The sequence below is a fragment of the Nocardioides flavescens genome (genome assembly GCF_009823805.1).
In the GTDB taxonomy this organism is placed as follows: Bacteria; Actinomycetota; Actinomycetes; order Propionibacteriales; family Nocardioidaceae; genus Nocardioides; species Nocardioides flavescens.
In genome coordinates this window covers 533,925-558,703 of record NZ_WUEK01000001.1, presented here as the reverse complement: position 1 = coordinate 558,703, position 24,779 = coordinate 533,925, and the positions used below count along the sequence as shown (strand labels likewise).

The 24,779-nt window shown below is 70.2% G+C and carries 25 protein-coding genes, 1 rRNA gene, 1 other RNA gene and 1 pseudogene; 21 read left to right on the top strand and 7 right to left on the bottom strand.

Annotation, left to right across the window (positions count from 1 at the left end; all coding sequences use genetic code 11):
* Window positions 1-196: 196 nt before the first annotated feature.
* The 11 genes from rrf to prfB all read left to right on the top strand — a co-directional run bounded on the left by rrf (window position 197) and on the right by prfB (window position 7,666).
* Window positions 197-313 (top strand): 5S ribosomal RNA (gene rrf / locus GRQ65_RS02720).
* 215 nt (window positions 314-528) lie between these two features.
* The gene (locus tag GRQ65_RS02715) at window positions 529-1,809 is read left to right on the top strand and encodes a TadA family conjugal transfer-associated ATPase (protein WP_160874854.1); all 1,281 of its coding nucleotides are present in this window, start codon (window positions 529-531) and stop codon (window positions 1,807-1,809) included.
* Complete coding sequence (locus GRQ65_RS02710; protein ID WP_160874852.1) at window positions 1,809-2,666, top strand: type II secretion system F family protein; 858 nt, start codon at window positions 1,809-1,811, stop codon at window positions 2,664-2,666. The genes GRQ65_RS02715 and GRQ65_RS02710 overlap by 1 nt, the downstream gene beginning before the upstream one ends.
* Window positions 2,663-3,601 carry a type II secretion system F family protein gene (locus GRQ65_RS02705; protein WP_160874850.1) on the top strand — a complete coding sequence of 313 codons (939 nt, stop codon included), beginning with the start codon at window positions 2,663-2,665 and terminating at the stop codon, window positions 3,599-3,601. Before GRQ65_RS02710 ends, GRQ65_RS02705 begins: the two co-directional genes overlap by 4 nt.
* Window positions 3,602-3,632: 31 nt before the next feature.
* Window positions 3,633-3,818: a hypothetical protein gene (locus GRQ65_RS02700; protein WP_160874848.1), complete on the top strand. Its 186-nt coding sequence runs from the start codon at window positions 3,633-3,635 to the stop codon at window positions 3,816-3,818.
* Window positions 3,819-3,820: 2 nt separating this feature from the next.
* Entirely contained in the window at window positions 3,821-4,201 is a 381-nt protein-coding gene (locus GRQ65_RS02695) for a TadE/TadG family type IV pilus assembly protein (protein WP_160874846.1), read from the top strand.
* Window positions 4,198-4,662 (top strand): hypothetical protein, encoded by a 465-nt coding sequence (locus GRQ65_RS02690; RefSeq protein ID WP_160874844.1) that lies wholly within the window; start codon window positions 4,198-4,200, stop codon window positions 4,660-4,662. The genes GRQ65_RS02695 and GRQ65_RS02690 overlap by 4 nt, the downstream gene beginning before the upstream one ends.
* Window positions 4,652-5,092 carry a pilus assembly protein TadG-related protein gene (locus GRQ65_RS02685; RefSeq protein ID WP_160874842.1) on the top strand — a complete coding sequence of 147 codons (441 nt, stop codon included), beginning with the start codon at window positions 4,652-4,654 and terminating at the stop codon, window positions 5,090-5,092. The genes GRQ65_RS02690 and GRQ65_RS02685 overlap by 11 nt, the downstream gene beginning before the upstream one ends.
* Window positions 5,093-5,114: 22 nt before the next feature.
* Window positions 5,115-5,579, top strand: a complete 465-nt coding sequence (locus tag GRQ65_RS02680) for a CAP domain-containing protein (RefSeq protein WP_160874840.1) — start codon at window positions 5,115-5,117, stop codon at window positions 5,577-5,579.
* Window positions 5,580-5,681: 102 nt separating this feature from the next.
* The gene (locus tag GRQ65_RS02675) at window positions 5,682-6,464 is read left to right on the top strand and encodes an NPCBM/NEW2 domain-containing protein (protein WP_160874838.1); all 783 of its coding nucleotides are present in this window, start codon (window positions 5,682-5,684) and stop codon (window positions 6,462-6,464) included.
* Window positions 6,465-6,547: 83 nt separating this feature from the next.
* On the top strand, window positions 6,548-7,666 hold the full coding sequence (prfB, locus tag GRQ65_RS02670) for a peptide chain release factor 2 (protein ID WP_160874835.1): 1,119 nt from the start codon (window positions 6,548-6,550) through the stop codon (window positions 7,664-7,666).
* Window positions 7,667-7,693: 27 nt separating this feature from the next.
* Here the strand turns inward: prfB and GRQ65_RS02665 are convergent, their stop codons facing one another.
* Together GRQ65_RS02665 and GRQ65_RS02660 are read right to left on the bottom strand one after the other, a co-directional pair.
* Window positions 7,694-9,406, bottom strand: coding sequence for a zinc-dependent metalloprotease family protein (locus GRQ65_RS02665; RefSeq protein ID WP_160874833.1), 1,713 nt, complete (start codon window positions 9,404-9,406; stop codon window positions 7,694-7,696).
* A gap of 33 nt (window positions 9,407-9,439) precedes the next feature.
* Window positions 9,440-10,123 (bottom strand): hypothetical protein, encoded by a 684-nt coding sequence (locus GRQ65_RS02660; RefSeq protein WP_160874831.1) that lies wholly within the window; start codon window positions 10,121-10,123, stop codon window positions 9,440-9,442.
* A 36-nt stretch (window positions 10,124-10,159) separates the two neighbouring features.
* On the opposite strand from GRQ65_RS02660, the gene GRQ65_RS02655 reads away from it, so the two are divergent.
* The 8 genes from GRQ65_RS02655 (at window position 10,160) to ssrA (ending at window position 17,801) form a co-directional block, all read left to right on the top strand.
* Window positions 10,160-12,094 carry an alpha-amylase family protein gene (locus GRQ65_RS02655; RefSeq protein WP_160874829.1) on the top strand — a complete coding sequence of 645 codons (1,935 nt, stop codon included), beginning with the start codon at window positions 10,160-10,162 and terminating at the stop codon, window positions 12,092-12,094.
* Between the two features lie 161 nt (window positions 12,095-12,255).
* On the top strand, window positions 12,256-12,948 hold the full coding sequence (gene ftsE, locus GRQ65_RS02650; RefSeq protein WP_160874827.1) for a cell division ATP-binding protein FtsE: 693 nt from the start codon (window positions 12,256-12,258) through the stop codon (window positions 12,946-12,948).
* Complete coding sequence (gene ftsX / locus GRQ65_RS02645) at window positions 12,948-13,859, top strand: permease-like cell division protein FtsX (protein WP_160874825.1); 912 nt, start codon at window positions 12,948-12,950, stop codon at window positions 13,857-13,859. Before ftsE ends, ftsX begins: the two co-directional genes overlap by 1 nt.
* Before the next feature lie 52 nt (window positions 13,860-13,911).
* Window positions 13,912-15,237 (top strand): peptidoglycan DD-metalloendopeptidase family protein, encoded by a 1,326-nt coding sequence (locus tag GRQ65_RS23730; RefSeq protein WP_160874823.1) that lies wholly within the window; start codon window positions 13,912-13,914, stop codon window positions 15,235-15,237.
* Between the two features lie 122 nt (window positions 15,238-15,359).
* The gene (smpB, locus tag GRQ65_RS02635) at window positions 15,360-15,839 is read left to right on the top strand and encodes an SsrA-binding protein SmpB (protein WP_160874821.1); all 480 of its coding nucleotides are present in this window, start codon (window positions 15,360-15,362) and stop codon (window positions 15,837-15,839) included.
* The gene (locus GRQ65_RS02630; RefSeq protein ID WP_160874819.1) at window positions 15,832-16,728 is read left to right on the top strand and encodes an amidohydrolase family protein; all 897 of its coding nucleotides are present in this window, start codon (window positions 15,832-15,834) and stop codon (window positions 16,726-16,728) included. The genes smpB and GRQ65_RS02630 overlap by 8 nt, the downstream gene beginning before the upstream one ends.
* 10 nt (window positions 16,729-16,738) lie before the next feature.
* On the top strand, window positions 16,739-17,404 hold the full coding sequence (locus tag GRQ65_RS02625; protein ID WP_160874817.1) for a maleylpyruvate isomerase family mycothiol-dependent enzyme: 666 nt from the start codon (window positions 16,739-16,741) through the stop codon (window positions 17,402-17,404).
* 26 nt (window positions 17,405-17,430) lie between these two features.
* Window positions 17,431-17,801: a transfer-messenger RNA gene (ssrA, locus tag GRQ65_RS02620) on the top strand.
* Between the two features lie 586 nt (window positions 17,802-18,387).
* Here the strand turns inward: ssrA and GRQ65_RS24260 are convergent.
* Window positions 18,388-19,416, bottom strand: a pseudogene (locus GRQ65_RS24260) (recombinase family protein); the annotation flags it as partial.
* 144 nt (window positions 19,417-19,560) lie between these two features.
* On the opposite strand from GRQ65_RS24260, the gene GRQ65_RS02605 reads away from it, so the two are divergent.
* On the top strand, window positions 19,561-19,836 hold the full coding sequence (locus tag GRQ65_RS02605) for a hypothetical protein (RefSeq protein ID WP_160874815.1): 276 nt from the start codon (window positions 19,561-19,563) through the stop codon (window positions 19,834-19,836).
* Between the two features lie 39 nt (window positions 19,837-19,875).
* On the opposite strand, the gene GRQ65_RS02600 is transcribed toward GRQ65_RS02605, so the two are convergent.
* Both GRQ65_RS02600 and GRQ65_RS22060 read right to left on the bottom strand, forming a co-directional pair.
* Window positions 19,876-20,241 (bottom strand): recombinase family protein, encoded by a 366-nt coding sequence (locus GRQ65_RS02600; protein WP_160874813.1) that lies wholly within the window; start codon window positions 20,239-20,241, stop codon window positions 19,876-19,878.
* Between the two features lie 124 nt (window positions 20,242-20,365).
* Window positions 20,366-20,770 (bottom strand): hypothetical protein, encoded by a 405-nt coding sequence (locus tag GRQ65_RS22060; RefSeq protein ID WP_202387045.1) that lies wholly within the window; start codon window positions 20,768-20,770, stop codon window positions 20,366-20,368.
* A 191-nt stretch (window positions 20,771-20,961) separates the two neighbouring features.
* On the opposite strand from GRQ65_RS22060, the gene GRQ65_RS02595 reads away from it, so the two are divergent.
* Window positions 20,962-21,186: a hypothetical protein gene (locus tag GRQ65_RS02595; RefSeq protein ID WP_160874811.1), complete on the top strand. Its 225-nt coding sequence runs from the start codon at window positions 20,962-20,964 to the stop codon at window positions 21,184-21,186.
* A 292-nt stretch (window positions 21,187-21,478) separates the two neighbouring features.
* Here GRQ65_RS02595 and GRQ65_RS02590 read toward each other — a convergent pair whose 3' ends face one another.
* Entirely contained in the window at window positions 21,479-22,360 is an 882-nt protein-coding gene (locus tag GRQ65_RS02590) for a replication-relaxation family protein (protein WP_160874809.1), read from the bottom strand.
* Between the two features lie 244 nt (window positions 22,361-22,604).
* A complete protein-coding gene (locus GRQ65_RS02585) occupies window positions 22,605-24,761 on the bottom strand; it encodes a type IV secretory system conjugative DNA transfer family protein (RefSeq protein ID WP_160874807.1) in 2,157 nt (718 codons plus the stop codon).
* Window positions 24,762-24,779: the final 18 nt, after the last annotated feature.

Sequence of the window (24,779 nt, the reverse complement as noted above, 5' to 3'; positions counted from 1 at the left end):
GACTGGTACTAATAGACCGAGGGCTTGTCTTACAAATGCTCAACCAAGACAACACCCGCACCGTTTGATCGAACTTGTGCTGCGTAACGAACAAAGACTGTTCGCGTCCACTAGTGAAAGCACCGTAGCTTTCCCCACCCGAGACACCAGCCCACCGAAAGATGGGTGCTGGTCCGGTTGAATGGGGTCACAGGGTTACGGCGGCCTTAGCGAGGGGGAAATACCCGGTCCCATCCCGAACCCGGAAGTCAAGCCCCTCAGCGCCGATGGTACTGCAACCGAGAGGTTGTGGGAGAGTAGGACGCCGCCGGACACACATTCAGTATCAGCGCCGCACCCGACACCGGGTGCGGCGCTGAACTGCATTTCAGGGCCATCTCGTCTGTCGTTATCGGGCTCTGCTCGACGCCACATCAATCACATCGTTACCGTCATCCACAGATTGGTTCTCCACCCTTCCGAGGGGCCTGTTATCCGATCTACCGTCCTCGCGACGGGTGAGAACCCATCTCGGGAACGGGGGACCTGATGACGACGCGCGCTGACGCAGAGGCACGGCCGCTGCCGGCCGAGCTGATCGAGCAGCTCGACGCTCGTGTGCGGGAGGTGGTGCGCCGCGAGGGTGTCGACCCCCAGCGTGACGCTGCAGTCGTGCGTCGCATCGCAGAGACCGTCGTGCGTGACCACGACGAACGGAGCCTGACCGGACAGGTGCTCCCCGTGCCCGACGTCCACGCCGCCGTGGGTGAGTTGCTGGCCCGGGTGAGCGGCTTCGGAGTCCTCCAGCCGCTGCTGGACGACCCGACGGTCGAGGAGCTGTGGATCAACGCGCCCGATCGGGTATTCGTCGCCCGCCACGGCCGCCATGAGCTGACCAACCTGGTGCTCAGCCACGCCCAGGTGCAGGAGCTCGTCGAGCGCATGCTCAAGAGCTCCGGTCGGCGCATCGACCTGAGCCAGCCGTTCGTCGACGCGATGCTGCCCGACGGGCATCGCCTGCACGTCGTCCTGGAGGGGATCAGCCGCGGCTTCAGCGCCGTCAATGTACGCAAGTTCACAGTACGAGCCCACCGGTTGCAGTCGCTGGTCGAGCTCGGAAGCCTGAGCCAGCGCGCGGCGGCGTTCCTGGAAGCGAGCGTCAAGGCCGGGCTCAACATCCTGGTCGCGGGCGGGACCCAGGCCGGCAAGACGACGATGCTCAACTGTCTGGCGGCCGCGATCCCCGGCGGTGAGCGGGTGGTCAGCGCCGAAGAGGTCTTCGAGTTGAGGTTCACGCATCCGGACTGGGTCGCTCTGCAGACCCGCCAGCAGGGGCTCGAGGGCACCGGCGAGGTGCGGCTGCGCGACCTGGTCAAGGAGTCGCTGCGGATGCGGCCCTCGCGGCTCATCGTCGGAGAGGTCCGGGCCGAGGAGTGCCTCGACCTGCTGCTCGCTCTCAACGCCGGCTTGCCCGGCATGTGCACCTTGCACGCGAACTCGGCCCGCGAGGCGCTGGTCAAGACCTGCACCCTCCCGCTGCTGGCGGGCGAGAACATCTCGGCGCGGTTCGTCGTGCCGACGGTCGCGGCGAGCGTCGACCTGGTGGTGCACCTCGGCATCGACGAGTCGGGGGTGCGGAGGGTCAACGAGATCGTCGGCGTCCCCGGGCGGGTCGAGAACGACGTCATCGAGACCGAGCCGATCTTCGTCCGTCACGGCCACGAGCTGCGCCGCACGGGCGGTCTGCCGCCTCGACTGGAGCTGTTCGAGCGCCGGGGGATCGATGTGCACGGCCTGCTCAGCGGTGGCGCGACCGTCGGAGGTCAGTGATGGGCGCACTCACTGGGCTGGGCACCGGTGTCGGGCTGCTGCTCGTGTGGTCGGCGTTCGCCGTGCCGCTGCGGCCCCGCACGGAGTCGGAGCGGCGCGAGGGACGGGTCGGCGAGCTGCTCGCGCGGGCCGGCCTGGGCGAGGTGTCGATCTCGGGGTTCCTGGTGCTGTGCGGCATCTGCGGGCTCGTCGCGGCGTTCGTCGTGCAGGTCGTCAGCCGCACCCCGCCCGTCGCACTCGCCTTCGGCGTGATCAGCGCGTACCTGCCCGTGGCCGTCGTCAGTGGCCGGGCTCGGCGCCGGCAGCGCGAGCTGGCCGAGGTCTGGCCCGAGGCGGTCGACAACCTGGCCTCGGCGGTCCGGGCGGGGATGTCCCTGCCCGACGCGCTGGCGGCGCTCGGCGTGCGGGGTCCTGAGCCGCTGCGCCCGGCGTTCGATGCGTTCGCCCTCGACTACCAGGTGACCGGGCGGTTCGGGGAGTCCCTCGACCGGCTCAAGGACCGGCTCGCCGACCCGGTCGGGGATCGGGTGGCCGAGGGCCTTCGCGTCGCCCGCGAGGTCGGAGGAGGCGAGCTCGGCCGCCTGCTGCGCAACCTGTCGACGTACCTGCGCGAGGACGTGCGGACCCGCAGCGAGCTCGAGTCGCGTCAGGCGTGGACGGTCAACGGAGCGCGTCTCGCGGTCGCGGCACCCTGGCTGGTGCTGCTGTTCATGTCGCTGCAGGGCGACGTCGTGCGGCGCTACGCCTCGGCCGGGGGTGTCGTCGTCCTGGCGATCGGCGCGGCGCTGTGCGTGGTCGCCTACCGGCTGATGATGCGCATCGGCCGGCTGCCGACCGAGCGGAGGCTGCTGTCGTGAGCGCCGCGATGTGGGGCGCCGTGCTCGGCGGTGCGCTGAGCGGTGGCCTCCTGCTCGTCGTCACCCGGGTGCTGGCGCTGCGCCGGCCGTTGCTGTCCGTGCGCGTGCTGCCCTATGTCCGCGACCTTGACCGCGACCCGTCCGGCCCCCGTCCCGCGACCGGGACGGGGGCGACATCGGCCGCCGTCGGGGTCTTCGGGCCGTTGCTGCACGCGGCGGCCGACGCGGTGGAGCGGGTGCTGGGCGGGGCCGCCTCGGTCCGACGTCGCCTCCAGCGAGCCGGACTCGACCTGACGGTGCAGGAGTTCCGCGTCCAGCAGGTGATCTGGGGGCTGATCGGGTTCTCTGTCGGCGCGGCCTGGTCGCTGCTGCGCGCGCTGACCCATCCCGGAGGCGCGGTGCTCGCGGTGCTGGTGTGCGCGATCGCCTTCGCCAGCGGGGTGCTGCTGCGTGACAACCACCTCTCCAGCCAGGTGAAGTCGCGCGAGCGCCGCATGCTCGCCGAGTTCCCCACCGTCGCCGAGCTGTTGGCGCTCTCCGTGGCGGCGGGGGAGAGCCCCGTCGCCGCCCTCGACCGCGTGGTGCGCCGCTCCGGCGGCGAGCTGTCCCGTGACCTCGCGCGGGTGCTCGCCGACGTGCGCACCGGGCAGCCCGTCGCGCTCGCCTTCGACCGGCTGGCCGCCACCACCGGCCTCCCGCTCGTCGCCCGCTTCGCACACGGCATCGCCGTCGCGATGGAGCGTGGCACCCCGCTCGCCGACGTCCTGCACGCGCAGGCCGCCGACGTCCGCGAGGCCGGACGCCGCGAGCTCATCGAGTCCGCCGCCCGCAAGGAGATCGCGATGATGGTGCCCGTCGTGTTCCTCGTGCTGCCGGTGACGGTGCTCTTCGCCTTCTGGCCCGGCGTCGTCGGGCTCAGTCTCGTGGCCCCGTGAGGCCGCGATCTCCTCGGGAAAGGACACAACGATGCAGGAGACCCTGATCCGCCTCTGGCTGGCGCTGAGCCTGCCACGCACCCGTGACGAGCGCGGCGACGTGCCCGGCTGGGTGCTGGTGACCGTGATGACGGCGGGCCTCGTGACCGTGATCTGGGGTGTGGCCCGCGACCAGCTCGGCTCGATGCTCTCAGCCGCGCTCGCCAAGGTGCAGTAGCCGTGATCCGGCGTGACCAGCGCGGAGCCGCGGTGGTCGACGTCGTGCTGGTCATGGTCGTGCTGGTGCCGCTCGTGCTGGGGATCCTCCATCTGGGGCTCGTGATGTTCGTCCGCAACACGCTCACGTCGGCCGCCTCCGAGGGGGCACGGGTCGCGGCCACCGCCGACCGTGGCCCGGCCGACGGAGTCGCGTGGACCCGGCAGCAGATCGACGGCGCGGTCTCGGGGCGCTTCGCCCAGGACGTCACTGCCCGGCCGGCGACCGTCGGCGGGATGCCGGGGGTCGAGATCGTCGTGCGTGCACGGGTGCCGGCGCTCGGCCTCGGCGGGCCGGCGGTCGAGCTGACCGCCGTCGGCCACGCGGTGGAGGAGGTGCCGTGAGGACCCTTCGTGAGGCGCGGGCCCGCCTCGAGCAGGGCACGGCGATCGTCGAGCTGGTGTGGCTCGGCATCCTGCTGCTCGTGCCCGTCGTCTGGGTGCTGCTCACGGTGTTCGACGCCCAGCGCGGGGCCTACGGCGTCAGCACCGCGGCCCGGGCCGCGGGCCGCGCGTACGCCCTGGCCCCCGACGACGCGACCGGCGAGCAGCGCGCGCGGGCGGCCGCCGAGCTGGCGCTGGCCGACCAGGGTCTGGCCGGCCAGCCGGTGCAGGTGCAGGTGAGCTGCACACCGTTCCCCAGCGACTGCCACCAGGGCACCTCGGTCATCACCGTGCGCGTCAGCTCGCGCGTCGCGCTGCCGCTCGTGCCCGACGTGCTGGGTGACCAGGCGCCCGCCCTGAGCCTCGACGCGAGCCACACCGTGCCGATCGGGCAGTACCAGGAGGTGCGCGATGCGCCGTGACGAGCGCGGGCAGTCGAGCGTGCTGATCATCGGCTTCGCCGTGGTCCTGCTCATGGTCGTGGCGCTGGTCGTGAACTCGAGTGCGGCCTACCTGCAGCGTCAGGGGCTCGACACCTTGGCCGACGGCGCGGCGCTGACCGGGGCCGACCTCGGCGCCACCGGCGAGGAGGTCTACGGCGGCGGTGTGCCCGTCGACCGGCTCGGCGTCACGGCCGGGCAGGCCCGTGCGGCGGTCGGCGGCTACCTCGCCCGGACCGGTGCTTTCGGCCGCTACCCGGGGCTGACCTACGCGGTGCGGGTCGACCCGGGCGGCCAGCGCGTCCAGGTGCGGCTGAGCGCCCCGATCGACCTGCCGTTGCGCATCCCCGGCTCGCCCGAGCGGAGCTCGGTCGGGGCGACGGGTTCGGCCGTCGTCGGGGTCGACGGCTGAGGACGCACCTAACCTGGGGGGCATGCGCCGCCTCCTCGTGCTGCTGACCTGCCTGGCCGCGACCCTCCTGGTGAGCGGGCCCGTGCCCGCCGACGCCGGGTCGGCGCGGCGCAGCCCAGAGTCGGCGTACGGCCGGCAGGCGGTGAAGGCCACCAACGAGGCGCGGACCGGCGAGGGGCTCAGGGCGCTGCGGGTCACCCGGTGCCTGCAGCGCTACGCCCGGGCCCAGGCCCGGCTGATGGCGCAGCGCGAGGAGATGTTCCACCAGGACCTCGGCCGGGTCATGAGCGGGTGCGGCCTGAGCACCGCGGGCGAGAACGTCGCCTTCGGCTACTCCACCGGGCGCTCCGTGGTGGTCGACGGCTGGCTGAACTCGGAGGGGCACCGCGCCAACATCATGAGCACGTCGTTCCGGCTGGTCGCGGTCGCCGCGCGCCGGGGCCACGACGGTCGGTGGTACGCCGCGCAGGTCTTCGGCGCGCGGTAGTCGAGCCGGCCCGGAGAAAACTCTGAAGATCTGCGAACCAGGTCGTCGGGCGCTGCATCGGACGGGGTGAGAAGGACAGACACCTCGTCGAAAGGCACCACCATGAAGCAGCTCCTCACCGGTGCGCTCGTCGCCGGCACCGCCCTCGCCGGCCTCGGCGCCGGGTTCGCCCCGGCCCAGGCCGCTCCCGTCGCGAAGGCTCGCGCCGAGATCACCATCAAGGTCAACGACACCGCGCCCGAGGTCGGCGACAAGGTCAAGATCAAGGGCACGGTCAACCCGGCCGCCCGCGCCAGCTTGGTGCTGCTGCAGGTGCGCTACGAGAACCGCAAGGCGTGGAAGACGATCGGCCGCGACCGGCTCAACGGCAACGGCCGCTACGCGTTCGAGGACAAGGTGGGCTCGGTGCGAGAGCGCACGTACCGCGTCGTCGCCCCGGGCAGCGCCGACCGCCCGCGCTCGGTGAGCGACAAGGTGGAGGTGACCGTCTACGGCTGGCGCCTGCTCAGCGGACTCCGCGCCGTCGGTGACGCCGGCATCTCGACGGCCGAGGTCAAGATCAACGGGACGTCGTACCCCGACTCGCTGTCGGAGTTCCCGGGCTTCCCGGCCGGCACGAGCCGCTCGGTCGGCTTCAACCTCGACCGCGACTGCACCCAGCTGCGTGGGGTCGTCGGCCTCAACGACACCTCGCCGGTCACCGGGGCCTCGACGCTGACGCTGGCCTCCGACGGGGTCACCAAGCTGACCCAGCCGCTGACCCTGGGCCAGAGCACGCCGGTCGCGCTCGACGTCACGAACGTCTTCCGCCTGACGCTGACCGCCAACTCGACCAACGGCGGTCTCGCGGCCTTCGGCACGCCCGAGGTCTACTGCAGCTTCTGAGCCGCACCAGCAGCCCTGGGGGAGGGGCCGGGCCCGTCGTACCGACTGGGGTACGGCGGGCCCGCCGTCTAGAGTGGGGCGTTGTGGCTGGACCCGACTTCGACGCCGAGATCAAGCAGCTCCGCGCGACCATGAGGACCGTCGAGCAGGTGCTCGACGTCGACGCGATGCGTCGCGAGATCGCCGACCTCGCCGAGCAGGTCGCCGCTCCGGACCTGTGGGACGACCAGGCCAACGCCACCCGTGTGACCGGCCGGCTCTCGGCGATCCAGGGCGAGGTCGACCGGTTCAGCGAGCTGCTCGGCCGCATCGACGACGTCGAGGCCCTGGTCGAGCTCGGCCGCGAGGTCGACGACGCCGACACCCTCGCCGAGGCCGAGCGCGACATCGAGCGGATCCACAAGTCCGTCGAGGCGCTCGAGGTCCGCACCCTGCTGTCGGGGGAGTACGACGCCCGCGAGGCGATCGTGACGATCCGCTCGGGCGCCGGCGGCGTCGACGCGGCCGACTTCGCCGAGAGCCTGATGCGGATGTACACGCGCTGGGCCGAGCAGCACAAGTACTCCGTCGAGGTCTTCGACGTCTCCTACGCCGAGGAGGCCGGCATCAAGTCGGCGGAGTTCGCGATCCACGCGCCCTACGCCTACGGCACGCTCTCGGTCGAGTCCGGCACCCACCGCCTGGTGCGGATCAGCCCCTTCGACAACCAGGGCCGGCGCCAGACCAGCTTCGCCGCGGTCGAGGTCATCCCGGTGCTCGAGCAGACCGACGACATCGAGGTCGACGAGAACGACGTGCGCGTCGACGTCTTCCGCTCCGGCGGCCCCGGCGGCCAGTCGGTCAACACGACCGACTCCGCGGTCCGGCTCACGCACATCCCGACCGGCATCGTGGTGAGCTGTCAGAACGAGAAGTCGCAGCTGCAGAACAAGGCCTCGGCCATGGTCGTGCTCAAGGCCAAGCTCCTCGCGCGCAAGAAGGCCGAGGAGGCCGCGCTCACCAAGGAGCTCAAGGGCGATGTCGCCGCGAGCTGGGGCGACCAGATGCGCAACTACGTGCTCAACCCCTACCAGGTCGTCAAGGACCTGCGCACCGGCTTCGAGGTCGGCAACCCGGCCGCCGTGCTCGACGGCGACCTCGACGGGTTCCTGGAGGCGGGCATCCGCTGGCGCCGCGGCGCCGAGCGGGCCGAGGAGAACTGACCTCGACCCGGGCGGTCAGCACCTCGCTCAGCGGGCGATGACCGTCTTGGACGCCACCGGTGACGACATGCCTGCGGCGTTGATGGCTGCGATGGCGAACCGGTAGCGGCCCGGTCGCAGGGTGGCGACGTAGGACTTCGCCCTGGCGGCCGTCGTGATGGGCGAGCCCATCGCCCGGCTGCCCTTCGGGCCCTTCATGACGACGACGCGGTAGCCGGTGATGCCGCCGCCCTGGGGGGCCTTCCACGAGACCGACGCGGTGGCCTTGCCGCCGGGCTTGCCGCTGCGCGCCTTCACCTTGGAGGGGGCGGACGGCTTGGTGCCGCTGGTGCCGCCCGGCGTGACCGAGCCCGAGTCGGCCTCGGGGAACGCCGGCGGGGTGCCGCCGGGGGGCGTGCAGGTGACGCTGAGCGTGTAGCTGCCGATGCTGGCGTAGTCGCTGTAGCCGTCGGACGGGGTGCCGACCCCGGTGCCGTCGACGCGCACGAACCACGGCCCGGCGCTGGGCAGCGGCACGGTGAGGCCCGCGCTCAGCCCGCGGGCCGTCGTACGGCTCAGCATGGTGACGGGCGGGTCGGCGCTGCCGGCGACGTTGCCGGCGGAGTCGAGCAGGTCGAGCCGCACGTCGAGGTTGGGCCCGAGGGCGGCCGTGGGTGGCGGCAGCGCGAAGACGCTGAAGGTGCCGTTGCACGTGCCCAGGGCGTAGACGTCGCGGTCGCTGGCGGAGGTGATCAGCTTGGTCCCGGCCAGGTTGGTCGAGGCCGTGCCCGGGGTGTCGCCGGCCTCGTCGGCCACCAGCGGCACGCTGCCCGCGATGATCGCGAGGTCGTCCTGCCCGGTCGTCGCGCCGGCGTACTCGCCGCGGCTCCACTGGGTCACCGGCCGGTCGTAGCCCGCCCCCATGATCGGGGCCCAGACGCCGTGGCCGGAGTAGTAGCCGTAGGACGCGTAGCCGTCGTGGTCGAGGCCGAAGTTGTGCCCCACCTCGTGGCTGACCGCCTCGGCGACCGATTTCGGGTCGCCGCCGGCGAGGTTCTGCGGGAAGATCCAGGCCGGCTGGAACCGCGTGCCGCCGGAGCCGAAGACCTTCAGGTAGGCGACGCCGCCGCAGCCGCCGCCGCACAGCGCGTTGGCCGCGCTCTGGCTGTCGGCGACCAGGGCCTTGGTGCCGGGCTTGGAGCCGAGCGGGTCCTGCGTGGTCACGTCGACGTTGAACGGCGCGTAGTCCTCCGCGACGCGCGCCCAGATCTCCTGGATCGCCGTGCGCTCGGCGTCGTTGAACGTCGAGTAGTCGCCGTCGAGGCTGTAGCCGCGGTGGTCGCCGTCGGGGATCTTGCTGTTCCAGGCGGTGCCGGCCACCCGGGCGCCGTCGAGGTCGATGAAGATCACCGCCGGCGCGGAGGGCCGGCTGTGGAGGAGGAACGTCTGGTCGAGCGCGTACGGCGCGCCCTGCGCGACCTGCGGCTCGCCCTCGTCGTCCGCGGCGCCCTCCTCGGCCGAGTGCCCGTCGTCCTCGTGGTCGTGCTCGCCTGCCGGGTCGACGTAGTAGATCTTGTCGGTGTGGTCGAGCTGGACCGTCGGGTCCTCCATCAGGTCGCGGAGCTCGGCGGTCGACATGTCGTTGCGCTCGGCGGCCGCGGCCAGCGGGTCGGGGGAGGCCAGGGTCGGTGAGGTCACGCCGAGCAGCGACGCGGCACCCGAGAGCGCGGCGACGGCGATGACGAGTCGAGCCTGGGCCACGCGTCCCACTCTGCGAGCAGGCGCGGGGGTGGGTCAGGAGTTCGCGGTCGAACTGACCGATCGGAGGATCCCGGCGCACCACCGGTCGGCCCGGTCCTCTAGACCGGTCGGGTCGAGCGGGGCCGCGGCGGGGTCTGCGGGCGGCGCCTCGACCCGGCACGTGAGCCAGGCGTCACCGAACAGGCCGCGGTAGGCGACGTAGCCGTTGCCCTGGCCGAAGCAGTCCAGCGAGGTGCCGCTGGTGCCGAACGCCGGGGCGGGGGAGGGCTGCGTGCACCACCCGGCGTCGGTGTCCTGGGCGAGCTGAGCCGCCCGGGTCGCGTCGACGGGCGGAGCGAACACCCACGCCGAGGCGACCGTGCCGTCGGCACCGGTCCAGGAGCAGCCGAACTCGTGGCCGACGTCCTGCGCGCCCCCGCGCAGCGGCACCGGGTCGCCGTTCTGCCAGGCGGTCGCGTCGGCCGGCTCGGAGCCCAGCGCGGCCTCGACCTCGCGTGGGTCGACCTCGTCGCAGAACGGCCCGCGCGTCACCCCGACCGAGGTCGGGTCGAGCCCGAGCTCGGCGAGCGTCGTGATCGTGAACGGCGTCGCCGCGGCCTCGCGGTCCGCCTCGTCGGGACCGTCGCCGAGGAGGACCACCCCCGCGACGACGAGCGCGGCCGTGACCAGCACCGTCACCACCCCCACGACGGCGAGGGAGCGAGCACGCAGGCGCATGCCCCCGACGCTACCGGCGTGCTTGGATTCGTCTCGATGAGCGCTCCCCTTGACCTGCACGCCATCGCCGCCGCCCGTCTCGGCAGCGCGACAGGCCCCGGCCGTCGCCAGAGCCTGGCGCTGCGCCTCGACCGCTACTGGCCCGACCTGCGCGACGCCGTCACCGCGCTGCACCCGGACCCGGCCGTCGCCGACGCCCTGCTCCGCCGTCTGGTCGAGACCGCGGCCACGGCGTACGACGCCCGCCCGGCCGACCTGCACCGGCTCGACGAGCAGCGGCTGCTGCGCCCCGACTGGCTGCAGCGCCCCGAGATGTTCGGCTACGCCTGCTACACCGAGCGGTTCGCCGGCGACCTGGCCGGCGTGGTCGACCGGCTCGACCACCTCGAGGAGCTCGGCGTCACCTACCTGCACCTGATGCCGCTGCTGCAGCCGCGCGAGGGCGACAACGACGGAGGCTACGCGGTGGCCGACTACCGCACGGTGCGCGCCGACCTCGGCACCACCGACGACCTGCGCGACCTCGCCACCGAGCTGCGCGGGCGGGGCATCAGCCTGGTCATCGACCTCGTGCTCAACCACGTCGCGCGCGAGCACGCGTGGGCCGAGGCCGCGCGGGCCGGCGACGCGGCGTACCGCGAGTGGTTCCACGTCTTCGACGACCGCGCGCTGCCCGACGCCTACGAGCAGACGCTGCCGGAGGTCTTCCCCGACTTCGCGCCGGGCAACTTCACCTTCGACCCCGAGCTCGACGGCTGGGTCTGGACGACCTTCAACGAGTGGCAGTGGGACCTGAACTGGGCCAACCCGGACGTGCTCGTGGAGTTCGCCGAGACGATCCTGCTGCTGGCCAACCTCGGCGTGGAGGTCTTCCGCCTCGACGCGATCGCCTTCCTCTGGAAGCGGCTCGGCACCGACTGCCAGAACCAGCCCGAGGTGCACGCCATCACCCAGGCGCTGCACGCGGTGACCCGGATCGCGGCGCCGGCGGTGGCGTTCAAGGCCGAGGCGATCGTCGGCCCGCGCGACCTCGTGCAGTACCTCGGCACGGGTCGGCACGTCGGTCGCGTCAGCGACCTGGCCTACCACAACAGCCTCATGGTGCAGGTCTGGTCGATGCTCGCCGCCGGCGGCAAGTCCCTGGCGCGCGAGGCGCTCGGCGCCCTGCCCGCGACCCCGTCGACCGGCACCTGGATCACCTACGCCCGCTGCCACGACGACATCGGCTGGGCGATCGACGACACCGACGCGTGGCGCGCCGGGGTGACCGGCGCGGGACACCGGGCCTTCCTCTCCGACTGGTACGCCGGTCGCTTCCCGGGCTCCTGGGCCGAAGGACTGGTCTTCCAGGCCAACCCCGCGACGGGCGACCAGCGGATCAGCGGCACCGCGGCCTCGCTCGTCGGGCTGCACTCCGCGGGCGACCCGCTCGAGACCGACGCGGCGCTGGCGCGGCTCTTCCTCGCCCACGCCGTCGTGTGCGGGTGGGGCGGGGTGCCGGTCATCTGGAGCGGCGACGAGCTCGGGCAGCCCAACGACCCCGACTGGGCCGCCGAGCCCGGCCACGAGGACGACAACCGCTGGGCGCACCGCCCGCGGCTCGACTGGGACCGTGCCGCCGCTCGCCACGACCTGCGCACCGTGCCGGGCCGGGTCTTCAGCGGCCTCGCCCACCTCGCGCGGGTGCGGGCCTCGCTGCCGCAGCTGCACGCCTCCGCCCGGGTGCAGGTGCTCGACGGCGTCGACGACGGCGTGCTCGCGGTCGCGCGGGAGCACGCCGCCGGGGCGTTCGTCGGGCTCTACAACGTCACCGGCACCCGGCGCCCCGTCGACCTGCACCGCGTGCGCGCCGCCGGCATCCGCACGGCGTACGACGCGCTCGGAGGGCACGTGCTCGAGGTCGGCGGCGACGGTGTGCTCTGGCTCCCGCCGTACGCCGCGTGGTGGGTCGTGGACGCGCCAGCGGGCTGACCTGCGGCTGAAGTGGTTTCGAGACAGGACTCCGTCCTTCCTCAACCACCGGGGCGGACAGGACTTCGTCCTTCCTCGACTACCGCCACGGCGGTTGAGGAGGTCCGCCAGGACCGTCTCGAAACCACTGTCGCGGACTGGTGCGCGTACTCTCGATCGACGTGATCCGCTTCGAGAAGGTCTCCAAGACCTACCCCGGCACGGGCAAGCCTGCGCTCGACCAGGTGAGCATCGACATCGAGAAGGGCGAGTTCGTCTTCCTCGTGGGCCAGTCGGGGTCGGGCAAGTCGACCGCGCTGCGGCTCGTGCTGCGTGAGACCCGCTCGACGGGCGGTCGCGTCCACGTCGCCGGCAAGGACCTCAACCGGCTGGCGGGGTGGAAGGTGCCGCGGCTGCGGCGCCAGATCGGCACGGTGTTCCAGGACTTCCGGCTGCTGCCCAACAAGACGGTGAGCGAGAACGTCGCCTTCGCGCTGCAGGTCATCGGTCGGCCGCGCTCGGAGGTGAAGAAGGTCGTGCCGCAGACCCTCGAGCTGGTCGGCCTCGACGGCAAGGGCGAGCGGATGCCCGACGAGCTGTCCGGTGGTGAGCAGCAGCGCGTCGCGATCGCGCGCGCGTTCGTCAACCGACCGATGATCCTCATCGCCGACGAGCCGACCGGCAACCTCGACCCGACCACCTCGGTCGGGATCATGAAGCTCCTGGAGCGGATCAACCGCACCGGCACCACCGTGCTCATGGCGACCCACGACTCCGGCGTCGTCGACCAGATGCGCAAGCGGGTCGTCGAGCTCGACCACGGTCGCGTCGTGCGCGACGAGTCGCAGGGCGTCTACGACGGGATCAGCGGCTGATGCGCGTCGGCTACGTCTTCAGCGAGCTCGGCCAGGGGCTGCGCCGCAACGTCTCGATGCACATCGCGGTGGTGCTGACGCTGTTCGTGTCGCTCACCCTGCTCGGCCTCGGGGTGCTCATCAAGCAGCAGTCCGACATCGCGGTGCGCTACCTCGGCGACCAGCTGCAGGTCACCGTCTACCTCTGCCGCGACGGCGACTCCAACCCCGCGTGCACCTCGGCGGTCACCGACGAGCAGCGCCAGCGCGTCGAGCAGACCATCTCGCAGAACCCCGAGGTCTCCTCGGTGCGCTACGAGTCGCAGGAGGAGGCGTTCGCGAAGGTCAAGGAGCTCTACGGCGCCGACCAGTTCGACGGGCCCAACCCGCCGATGACCGCGACCGACATGCCGCAGTCGTACTGGATCACGCTCAAGGACCCGCAGCAGTTCGAGGGCGTCACCAGCGCGGTGGTGGGGCTCGACGGGGTCTCGCAGGTCCGCGACCTGCGCGACACCCTCGCACCGCTCTACGGCTGGCTCGACGCGCTCAAGTACGGCGCCTGGGGCGTCGCGCTGTTCCTCGTGATCGCGGCGCTGCTGCTGGTCGCGAACACGATCCGGCTGGCGGCGTTCGCGCGGCGCAAGGAGATCGCCATCATGCGGCTCGTCGGGGCCTCGACGCTCTACATCGCGCTGCCGTTCCTGCTGGAGTCGCTCGTGACCGCCGTGGTGGGCGTGGCGCTGGCGGGCGGGACGCTGGGGGCGTTCATGTGGTTCGGCGTGCACGAGCGGATCGCGTCGTCGGTGTCGTTCATGCCCTGGATCGGCGTCTCCGACTACACCACCTCGCTGCTCGTCATCGGCGTGCTCGGACCGGTGCTCACGCTGCTGCCGACACTCCTGCTGACCCGCAAATACCTCAAAGTCTGAGCGGCTTCACCTACCGTCGGGGCGGATTGCTTCCCCGACCGATTGGTACGTCGTGCGCTCCTTCCCCAGCGCCGCCGGCCGCCGTACGACGGCGCCCGTTGCACTGCTCCTGACCCTGCTGACCGCCCTCGTGTGCGCCGTGGCGGCGTACGCCGGACCCCTGGCGCACGCCGACGAGAAGGACGACCTGGAGAAGCAGAAGGACCAGGTCCAGTCCCAGATCGAGCAGGCCCAGCACGACGCCGAGGAGGCGAGCAAGGCCGTCGACGCGGCCGAGAAGGCGCTCGCCCAGGCGGAGTCCGACCTCGTCACGGCCCAGGGCCGCCTCGGCACGGCGCAGGACGCGGCGGCCGCCGCGACCGCGCAGCTGACCCAGGCCGAGGCCCTCGACGCGCAGATGCAGGCCTCGCTGGTCGCGGCCCAAGCCGCGCTCACGCAGGCCAAGGCCGAGCTCGCCGCCGGCCAGGACGCGCTGACCGCCCAGCAGGCCAAGGTCAAGCAGACCGTCGTCGACATCTACCAGCAGGGCTCGCCGCAGCTGATGGCCATCACCGGCTACCTCAGCGCGCAGACGCCGGCCGACCTCACGCGGAAGCTGGAGTACGCCGACAACGTCATCCACGACCAGGGCACGCTCTTCGCCCAGCTGCACGAGGCGGAGGTCGCCCTGTCGGCGAAGAAGGACGCGGTCAAGGCCGCCGAGGTCACGGCGGCCGGTCAGGCCGACGAGGCCGCCCAGCACCTCGTGACCGTGCAGGAGCTCAAGGCCGACGCCGATGCCGCGGCGGCCGCGGCGTACGCCGCCCAGGAGCAGGTGACCGTCACCGTCGCCGCCCGGGAGAAGGCGCAGCGCAAGGCCGAGCGCGCCCGCAAGGCCGACCTCGCCGAGCTCGAGGCGCTCAAGAAGCAGGAGGAGCGGATCAAGCAGCGGATCATCGCCGCTGCGGCCGCCGACACCTCCACCGGCTACGTCGGCGCCGACGACGGCTTCCTGCTGCCGCCCGTCACCGGTCCGGTGACCTCGCCGTTCGGCTACCGGATCCACCCGATCTACGGCTACTGGGGCCTGCACGACGGCACCGACTTCGGCGTCTCGTGCGGCGAGGGGATGCGCGCCGCCGCGGACGGCAAGGTCATCGAGCGCTACTACTCGGCGGTCTACGGCAACCGGCTCTACGTCTCCGTCGGCAAGGTCAACGGCCACGCGCTGACGGTCGTCTACAACCACGCGACGTCGTACACCGTGGATGTGGGGGACAGCGTGAAGCGCGGTCAGGTCGTGGGGTACGTCGGCTCCACCGGCTGGTCCACGGGCTGCCACCTGCACTTCACCGTGCTCCAGGACGGCACCGCCGTCGACCCGATGGGCTACCTCTGACCCCACGGTGGTCGAGTGGTTTCGAGACAGGACTTCGTCCTTCCTCAACCAGCGACACGGTGGTTGAGGAGGCCGGCTACGGCCGTCTCGAAACCACTTCCCACGGCTGAGACAATGGACGCATGGCCAGGGAGCAGGGGCGCAAGCTGATCGCGCAGAACAAGAAGGCGCGTCACGACTACGCCATCGACGACACCTACGAGGCGGGACTGGTGCTCCAGGGCACCGAGGTGAAGTCGCTGCGACAGGGACGGGCCTCGCTCGTCGACGGGTTCGTCGACATCGACCGCGGTGAGGCGTGGCTGCACGGCGTGCACATCCCGGAGTACTCCCAGGGCACCTGGACCAACCACTCCGCGCGGCGCAAGCGCAAGCTGCTGCTCAACCGCGAGGAGATCGACAAGATCGAGCGGCGGGTCGCCGAGAAGGGCCTGACCGTCGTGCCGCTGTCGCTGTACTTCTTGAACGGCCGCGCCAAGGTCGAGATCGCGACCGCTCGAGGCAAGAAGACCTGGGACAAGCGGCACACGCTCGCCGAGCGCCAGGCCAACCGCGAGGTCGAGCAGGCCGTCGGTCGCCGCCTGAAGGGCATGAGTGACTGACCGGTCCGGGGACGTCCCCGCCGTCCGGGCGTTCTGGGAGGGGCTCGGGCTGCCGGGGCTCTTCGACGTCCACGTGCACTTCCTGCCGCCGCCGATCCAGCGGGCGGTGTGGGCGGTCTTCGACTCGGCGGGGCCGAAGATCGGCCGGGAGTGGCCGATCCGCTACCGCACCTCCCACGAGGACCGGGTCGAGTTGCTGCGCGCGATGGGCGTGCGCCGGTTCTCGACGCTGCCCTACGCCCACAAGCCCGGCGTGGCGACGTACCTCAACGCCTGGTCGCGCGACTTCGCCGCCGAGCGGCCCGACGTGCTCTGGTCGGGCACGTTCTTCCCGGAGCCCGGCGTCGCGGCGTACGTCGGGGAACTGGTCGACGCGGGCATCGAGGTGTTCAAGCTGCACCTGCAGGTGGGCGAGTTCCGCCTCGACGACCCGCTGCTCGACGACGTGTGGGGCGCGCTCGCCGACGCCGACGTGCCCATCGTGACCCACGCCGGGTCGGGGCCGGTCGGTGGCGAGACCACGGGACCGGACTCGGTCGAGGCGGTGCTGCGGCGCCACCCGCGACTGCCGCTCGTCATCGCCCACATGGGCGCGCCGGAGGTCGAGGAGTTCCTGCTGCTCGCGGAGTCCTACGAGCGGGTGCGGCTCGACACGACGATGGTCTTCACCGACTTCTTCGGTGTCGACTACCCGCCCGCACTGGTGCCGCGACTGCGCGAGCTCGGGCTGGCCGGAGACGTGCTGCTGGGTTCGGACTTCCCGACCATCCCCTACCCCTACGTCGAGCAGCTCGAGGGCCTGGCCCGCCTCGACCTCGGCGACGACTGGCTGCGCGCGGTGTGCTGGGGCAACGCCGTGACGCTGTTCGGGGAGCCCGCCACGCCCTAGGGTGCGCGGCATGACGGAGGACCCGTTCACCCTCATCGCCGCCGAGCGGCTGGCCCTCGCTGACCTCGTCGACTCGCTGAGCGCCGAGCAGCTCGCCGCCCAGTCGCTGTGCGGGAGGTGGAGCGTGCAGGACGTCGCCGCCCACCTGCTGGTCGGACCGACGACCAGCCTGCCGGCGTTCGCGTGGGAGATGGTGCGCGCCCGAGGCAGCTTCGACCGGGCCAGCGAACGGGTGACCGCCCGGCTCTCCGACCGGCCCGCCGCCGAGATCGCCGCGATGCTGCGCGAGCACGCGGACTCCCGGTTCACCCCGCCCGGCATGGACTGGCACGCCCCGCTGACCGACCTCCTCGTGCACCGCGAGGACATCGCGGTGCCGCTCGACCTGCCCCACGACCGGCCTCTCGAGTCGTGGCGGCACGCCCTCGACTTCCTGGTCTCGCCGAAGGCTCGCACGGGCTTCACCCCCGGCGGGAGGCCCGCGGTGCGCCTGGTGGCAGAAGACGTGGACTGGATCCACGGCCCGGCGTCGGCACCGGAGGCCCGCGGGCCGGCGTACGCCGTGGGGCTGGTGCTCACGGGTCGACCGGCCGGGCTGCCGCTGCTGACCGGTCCCGGCGTCGACGCTCTCGCGGGCTGGGGAAACGCGTTCGGGAATGGTGGACGGGTCGACTAGTGTTGGACGAGCAGTACAACTCAAGAGGGGCTGATCGGTTTCGACTTGGGACGTCAGTTCCAGGAGAAGCGGGTCGAGGAGCCAGCGACATCTCGTAAACGACCGCTGGAAACCACAACTGCCAACGCTAAGCGCAGTTCCTTCGCTCTCGCCGCCTGAGCGGTGATCGAAGCGTCAGACCGGGTGCCTGTCTCCGACCCGGACCCTGGCGTCATCTAGGAGACTTGCTGCCCGTCCCGGGTCACAGGGGGACGAGCGGGACTCTTCTGTGACTGGGCCTGTCGGCGACGTGTCAGTGCGAGCGCCGGGGCCGAGCAGAACGCCACCGCTGACTGCACCCGGAGAAGACCTGGTTCGACGCCGAAGGACGCGGGTTCGATTCCCGCCAGCTCCACCAGAGTGCTCGTAAGAGAACTCTGCCCCTCGAAAGAACCACCGCCCGCCGGGTCCTCCCGGCGGGCGGTGTTTGCGTCTGCCTGCAAACGCTGGTGCACGCGGCCAGGTACGAGGCGTGAGAGCAGGTCGTCGAAGGGTTGGTTGTAGTCCACTCTGACGGTCCGCTCGCGGGTCTCGATGTCCTCGTCGATGTAGATCCTGGTGAAGAAGGCTTGGTTGAAGAGGCGGCGCAGGTTGTCGCTGGCTTCGAGGTATGCCGCGTGGCAGTCACGAGTCAGGTCGAGAGTGTCGGCAAGCACGGCGCGGGCCTCCTCGAAGTTGGACTCGGCTGTTGAGAGCTGGTGTTGGATCCGCTCGAGCTGGCTGCCGATGCGCTCTTGCTCGGTCTTGAGTAGGTCGATCGGGATGGCGCCGGCGTAGTGCGCGTCTAGCAACTTCTGTCGTTGAGCAGTGAGCTCGACTCGCTGTTGGGTGAGTTGTTTCCGCTCCGTGTCTGCTGCGGCGTGGATGGCGTCGAAGTCCTCGAGGATTTCCTGCTCCACCAGGTCTCTGAGCTCGGGGCTGAGTGCGATCGTGCGGTACTCATCTTCGATGAGTTCTTCGATTAGGCTGATCGGCATGGCCTGGCGATCGCAGGTCGTGACTTTCCGGGTGCGCCCCGCGCAGATGAGGTAGCGGTACTCGGTGCCCCACTTGTTGCGGGCGGTGGTGACCATGAGCCGGTGGCCGCAGGCGCCGCAGTGGACACTTCCGCGCAGGTAGTGGTCGTTGGAGCGCTGGTGGGTGCCTGCTGTGTGGTGCGCTGCGAGCAGGTCTTGGACTTGTTGCCAGGTCTGTGGGTCGACGAGCGGCTCGTGGATGCCGGGGTAGATGGCGCCTTTGTAGTGGATCTCTCCCTTGAAGTAGGGGTTCTTGAGTAGCTTGTGCAGGCTGGTGATCGACAGTGGCTTGCTGGGCCACTTGGGCGTCGCCCGGGTCGATAGACCGCGGTCGGTGAGCTGCTCGAGCAGGATCGAGATGGAGCAGTCGCCTTCGGCGTAGCGGTAGAACGCCCAGGTAATGTGGTGGGCCCGTTCTGCGTCGATCTCGACGGTTCGGTTGATCCGGCCGAGGTCATCGGCGATGTGGACGTTGCGGTAGCCGAGCGGGGCCCTGGTGATGGTTCCTCCGAGGCTGGCCTTCTGGTCCAGCCCCTTGCTGACCTCGGTCCGCAGGTTGTTGGAGTAGAACTCCGCGATGCTGCTCATGATGCCGTGCATGAGCATCCCAGAGGGTGTCTCGTCGATGTTCTCGCTCGTGGAGACCAGCGTGACGCCGGCCTGACGAAGTGCGAAGTGGATCGAGACGTCGTCGGCGCGGGACCGAGCGAGGCGGTCGAGCTTGTGCACGATGCAGTAGCTGATCTGGTGCTCGCGAATGTAGGCGAGCATGGCCTGCAGACCCGTGCGCTTGTCGACCTTCGTGCCCGATTCTCCAGCGTCCACGAACTCGGCCACCACTGTGGCGTCCAGCGATGTGGCCTTGCGGGTATTGGCCTCACGCTGTGCCGGCAGCGAGAACCCCTCCTCCCGACCGCCCCGCGTCGCCTGCTCAGCTGTCGAAACGCGGAGGTACATAATCGCCGTCTTGCACGGTTGTGATTCGACGGCGTCGTTGATGGCTAGTGTCATAGAAGACTATTCCTCTCTTGCGTGCCAGCGGGCACATTCTGTTTGCATGGGGATTGACCGATCCGTTCGACATTGTCAAAATAAAACGGAATGACGACACGCGACTTCATGGCATTGACTCCTCGACAGCAGCACGTAATGGTGATGGCCATGCTGGTTCGTAACTCCATCGAGCGGTTCCATGTCGCTCATCTGACGCAGGAACAGATGAAAGAGCTGAACCAGCAGATCCGGTACGGCATCTTCGATGCGGTCGAACTATTTGAGACCATGTCCGCGAGCCCAGAACGTGAAGATTTTTACGCCCTGCAGGTCTCAGCGATCCCCGACTACTGGGAAGTTCCTGGCCGCGATCCGCGTCCGTAGGCCGACCCCGGCCCCGTTGAGCGCTAGGGGCGCCACAGATCATTGAGCCGATCCGTTCGCGCGCTCACGCCTCGATAGGTCGTTGACGAAGACCACCCGCACGCCCAGCATGTCGGCGTACTCGGTGATTGCCCGGTAGACCTCGAAGGAGCGTGCTATCCGGGTGGGGTCTAGGCAGATGAGCAGATCGACGTCCTGCTCCGCCAATCGGGCAAGGAGCGCGTTGAGAACCGGTCGATCTGCCGTGTTGCCGGACACGCCACCTTCCGCGAAGATGCCGACGACCTCGGCACCGATCTCCGCAGCCCCGAGCTCGCATACGGCAATCTGTTGGTCGAGCGCAGCCGAGTCGACCGTTGCCCTGCTCGCGGTACGGGCATATATGACAGCCGCCTTCGCGGACATGGCCTTGTCGTTCGTGGTTCGGCGGCGGAGACGTCGCACCAGCGTTCGAGTGGCCGTCGTGGCGTGGCGTTTCGTTGCGTGGGCGTGTGTCGCGTGGTGGGCTGCGAGTTGTTCGTGCATAGCTCTAGTTGCGCTGCCGGGTTGTCTTGGCGGTTCGTGGTTGTCGGCCGGCGGCGGCCGCGGTGGCTGGCTTGCCGATGAACCCGGCGATGGCAGCGGTGCGCGCTGCGGCCTCTCGCTCGATCTGCTTGCTCGCGGCCTCGGCCCGGGCGATCAGCTCGGGATCGGACTGCGCCGCAGTGATCCGGTCGCCGATCGCGCGTCGGATCTGCTCGGAGAGGTTCGATCCGCTGAGCTGGGCGATGAAGCTCAGTTGTGCGTGGACGTCTTCGTGGACGCGGACCGCGACGGTCTTGAAGTGCTGTTCGGCCTGCTCGGGACCGTTGGCCGCGTCGGCCGTTGGAACCTGGCCTTCGGGCTGCTGCGGGATCTGGGGTTCTGATGTTTGTGGTTGTTCTGGTGAGGGCATATCGCCTCCTTTCGGTTAGGTTGCTTGTCGGTGGGGTCCCGCCGGAATATCGACAGTCGCCCACTGATAGTGACGCTCTCTTTGGAGAGAAAGTCCAGTAGGAAATGAACTGTAAATGTCGCGACCGGCGGCGGTTGTTGGAACTCGCGTCTCTCGTCTAGTGCACGTAATCGCGGCCACCGCGTGAATACGTGGATGACCCCAGTTCCGTCGGACTGGATCAGGTCGTAGTGGTCGCTCGCGAACTGGTAGATAGCCTCGCGGTCGAAGGTGACAGCCATCTGCAGATCTGGGCGGCCAACGAGGAGCTGGTCGAGCTCCTGCTGCCAGCCGAAGGTCTCGATGACGTCGTCGACCAACGCGTTCCGGTCGGCATAGCGGCCGTGGTAGCTGCCGGTGAAGTCGCGTTCGATTGACGAGGATCGGCCGGCTGATGACCTGGTCCGTAGTCGTGGACGTACTTGTCGACGCCGTCGAGGGTCAGATAGATCGCAAAGGCGGTGCCGTGACGTTGGTAGGCCCGGCTGATCGCATCGGCTGCCTCCGGACTGGGCGCGTTCTCAATGACCTCGGCGACGAAGGCGTCGGCCTTTGGGTCGGTGATGACCTCGCCGGTGGCAGCGGACTGGCCGTAGTCGAGCAGGGCTGGCCCAGTCTCGGCGCGGTGCTTCGGAGCGGGATGGTTCCGGGTGGACGGGTGTTCGTGGTTCATGGGGCTTCTCCTTCCTGCCCACCCGGCGGATTGATTGGTAGGTGGTCGCCGCGGATGACCGCGGCGTACTCATCGGCGGTGCAGACCGTGAACAGCTGCGGGTCGAGCCGGCGCTCAGAGCTCTGGGGGAGGCCCCTGCCCGGCTTGGCCCTTGTTCGGCGAACAGCGGCCCGGAGTGCGGCGGCACGGGCCTCTGTGGGGACAACCCACAGCACCGCTGGAAAGAGGCCGTGAGCGGCCTGGTAGCGGCCGCTGGCGCGGAAGGCCTCGTAGGCCTCGCACTGGCGCACGATGACCGGCAGATGCTCGCTGGCAAGGTCTGACTCGATGAAGTAATGGAACTCCTCCTCGGCCGTGACGGTCACTAAGCGAAGGTCGGGTTTGAGCCATGCCCTGGTGCCGTGCGGTGACAGCGACTGCTGCCAGCTGGCCGGCTCGGTCTCGATGTTGAGCACCTCCATTGCGCCGGTGCGTCCGGCCTCGATGGCTTGGACGGCGAGCTCGGTGACGGCCAGGGTGTGGTCGACGAAGTGTCGGGACGGCTCGCGGTAGTTTCGGCGTCTGCCGCTCGCCTCGTCGTGCAGTGCGGTCAGGAGGCGGTCTCCAGCTGGGCCGAGGAACCAGACGAAGCCAGCGGACCCGGCGCGTACGCCACCGATGCGACGGTCGAGTGACCTGAGCACCCCGAGGTCTTTGAGTCGCACCAGGCTGCGACTGCAGGCTCGAGCAGCTGCCAGCGGCGTTGGATGCGCCGCATCGAAGTGCAGTCGCTGCAGGTGCTTAGTGGTGAGCAGGCGGTACTGGTCGACGCTTCTCAGGAGGTCGTAGTCCCGCTCCAGTAGCTGGCCCTTGAGGGTGTTCACATCGAGGCGACTCACGAGCCACCTCCGTGCAGGAGGCCGCGCGCCTGTTTGCAGCCTCGATCGCCCCGCTCAGCACCCCGCGACGCGGGGTCAGTCCCCTCCCGCTGCAGGCGGGAAGTTGGTGCTGACGTGGGGAAACGGATGGGGGTTGAGGGTCGCGGTAAGACGGGCGGACGGACTGCCGTTGACCCTTGATCTTCGAGTAGATGCTCGGGGCGCATTGCTGGTGACGTGGCGGTCCGTGGCCTGTTGGTGTCGCTCATCGCTGCCTCCGCTTCCGCCCGAGCGGCGCGTCTTCGCCGCGGTCTCTCGCGCTGCCACTCGGGGCATCTGCGGTCTGTAGGCCCGGGCGCTTGGGGGGCGACGTGACGGGGTTGGCGTAGTTGGTGCGGCTGTGTTCGCGCACACGGCTGCCGAGGCCGGTCGGTGCCGGCGGCGGCAAGGTCCTGACGAGGGCCCATCCGGCGGGGGTGCCGTCGACAGTCAGATTGGCGTAGGCCTGGTACCTGCCCAGCGACATGAAGTCGAGCGCATCGAGGTCCGGGGCGCGCCTTGCGATGGCGTTCGCGTCGTCGGGGTCGAGGGGCTGGAAGACGATCTTCGACTTGGCATTGGAGTCGGCCGCTGCCCGGGTCGAAGGTGGCAACTGCGCTCGGTGCTGGTGTGCGATGTGCCAGCCAACTCCGTAGGAGCGCGAGCGGCTGAGCGCGTCGTCGATCGAGACTGGCAGGTGAAGGTACTGCTGGACCTCGTCGATGACCACCGTCGCCGGTCGGGCGCTGGGGTCGTCCTCACGAGCGCGTTCCATGGTGGCGGACCAGGTCTCGGCCACGACGAGGCTGCCAAGCAGCTGGGCGGTCTTGGGCCCGATGAGTGCTTCGTTGAGCGGCACCAGCACGATCTTGTTGCTCGTGAAGACGTCCCGCAGTCGGAACGTTGGTTGGGCTTGTCCGAGGATCGCCCGCAGCGACGGCCGTAGTAGGTACTGGCGCAGCTTGTTGAGCGGTGCGGCGATGGCCTGGGCCTGTGCCGCCGGTGACATGGCTAGGTAACTGGCCCAGAATGAGCCGAGGCCCGGATCATCCAGAACCTCCCCGATGACGGAAGCTCGGAACCGGTCGTCGGTCAGCAGCCGAGGCAGGTCCAGCAGAGTGAAGGGCGCACCGCCGTCCTCGACCCGGCCCTGGCCGACGCGGGCCAGCGTGAGGAGCGCCGAGTGGATTATGTCCTCGGTTCGTGGTCCCCAGCCGTCGTGAAACACCGCTGCCAGTACGGCGACGAGGCCGTCGACGACGACGTCGGGATCGCGGTCGCCAATGACGAGCGGGTTGAACCCCACCACCTGACCCGTCGCTGCGGCGTCGGCTGGGTCGAGGATGACCACGTCGTCGATCCGGTCCTCCGGGATAGCCCGCTCGACGATGTCCCGGATGAGCTGCCACTTCGGATCAATGACCAGCACAGCCCGCCCGGCAGCGGCGTCGGCAGCCACTAGCGAGAGCAACACCGTCGACTTCCCAACACCGGTCGGCCCGGTGGCCAGAAAATGTGCCGTGATGTCGCGGGCAGCGATCCCGACGGGCGCACCGCCGTCGCCACGACCCGGGACAGCGAACAGGCGCTCGGTTCGGCTGACACCCGTCGGTATGGGCAGTGGCTTCGGGTGGAGCGGCGCGACTCCGGGCAGATCCCGTTCGCCCAGCGGCCAGCCGAGGATGCCTGTCAGCTCGGTCGCTCCGACCCTCATGGGCAGCCAGGTCCACCACGGGGGCATCCGCGGGTCGTTCAAGCGAGCGACCGGCTCGAAGGTCAGGTCGATGTAGGTGCCGCGATCTACGGCGGTCGACAGCGCGCCCAGCACACCGCTGACCAGCCGCTGGCGTCGTTCGGGCGTGGTGGCGCTGACGCCGATTCGGATGGTCGTCTCGAACCCGTGCTGCCCGACTCGGGCATCGATCTGACTCCGTACCGGCTTCCCGGCGTTGACCTCGCCCTGCAGCACGACCTGCCAGGTCGGTTGCGTCGGGTCCGGGATGTCCTTCGGCAGGTGCTTCGGCAGCGCCCGCCGGCCGAGCACGACCTGCACGACCAGCCGTTCACCGACCTCCAGCCGCGCATCCAATGCCGAGAGCAGCGCGAGGCTCGTAACCTCGGGCCGGTCGGTCGCGAGCCCGAGCGCTCGTGGCCGGATCCGCAGGCGTACCGAGCGCTGCGCGGGTGCCCGAGAAGCACCCGCCTGCGCCGTCGACAGACCGTCGACCTCGAGGCCGGGGAGCAGATCGCGCAGCGTGCGCTGCACCCAGGTGACGTGCTCGGCCGGGGTGCCGACGAAGTGCTGGACGAGCTGCCCGGCTTCGGCGCGGGTCTCGAAAACCAGCGGCGGTGCGGCTCGATCAGCTGCCAGTCGCAGCAGCATGACGTCAACCTGCTCGGG

Bases quoted from the DNA above. Each gene is read 5' to 3' on its own strand.
- GRQ65_RS02715 (WP_160874854.1), top strand. From the start codon at position 529: ATGACGACGCGCGCTGACGCAGAGGCACGGCCGCTGCCGGCCGAGCTG.
- GRQ65_RS02710 (WP_160874852.1), top strand. From the start codon at position 1,809: ATGGGCGCACTCACTGGGCTGGGCACCGGTGTCGGGCTGCTGCTCGTG.
- GRQ65_RS02700 (WP_160874848.1), top strand. From the start codon at position 3,633: ATGCAGGAGACCCTGATCCGCCTCTGGCTGGCGCTGAGCCTGCCACGC.
- GRQ65_RS02685 (WP_160874842.1), top strand. From the start codon at position 4,652: ATGCGCCGTGACGAGCGCGGGCAGTCGAGCGTGCTGATCATCGGCTTC.
- GRQ65_RS02680 (WP_160874840.1), top strand. From the start codon at position 5,115: ATGCGCCGCCTCCTCGTGCTGCTGACCTGCCTGGCCGCGACCCTCCTG.
- GRQ65_RS02675 (WP_160874838.1), top strand. From the start codon at position 5,682: ATGAAGCAGCTCCTCACCGGTGCGCTCGTCGCCGGCACCGCCCTCGCC.
- GRQ65_RS02660 (WP_160874831.1), bottom strand. From the start codon at position 10,123: ATGCGCCTGCGTGCTCGCTCCCTCGCCGTCGTGGGGGTGGTGACGGTG.
- GRQ65_RS02655 (WP_160874829.1), top strand. From the start codon at position 10,160: ATGAGCGCTCCCCTTGACCTGCACGCCATCGCCGCCGCCCGTCTCGGC.
- ftsX (WP_160874825.1), top strand. From the start codon at position 12,948: ATGCGCGTCGGCTACGTCTTCAGCGAGCTCGGCCAGGGGCTGCGCCGC.
- smpB (WP_160874821.1), top strand. From the start codon at position 15,360: ATGGCCAGGGAGCAGGGGCGCAAGCTGATCGCGCAGAACAAGAAGGCG.
- GRQ65_RS02625 (WP_160874817.1), top strand. From the start codon at position 16,739: ATGACGGAGGACCCGTTCACCCTCATCGCCGCCGAGCGGCTGGCCCTC.
- GRQ65_RS02605 (WP_160874815.1), top strand. From the start codon at position 19,561: ATGACGACACGCGACTTCATGGCATTGACTCCTCGACAGCAGCACGTA.
- GRQ65_RS02600 (WP_160874813.1), bottom strand. From the start codon at position 20,241: ATGTCCGCGAAGGCGGCTGTCATATATGCCCGTACCGCGAGCAGGGCA.
- GRQ65_RS22060 (WP_202387045.1), bottom strand. From the start codon at position 20,770: ATGCCCTCACCAGAACAACCACAAACATCAGAACCCCAGATCCCGCAG.
- GRQ65_RS02585 (WP_160874807.1), bottom strand. From the start codon at position 24,761: ATGCTGCTGCGACTGGCAGCTGATCGAGCCGCACCGCCGCTGGTTTTC.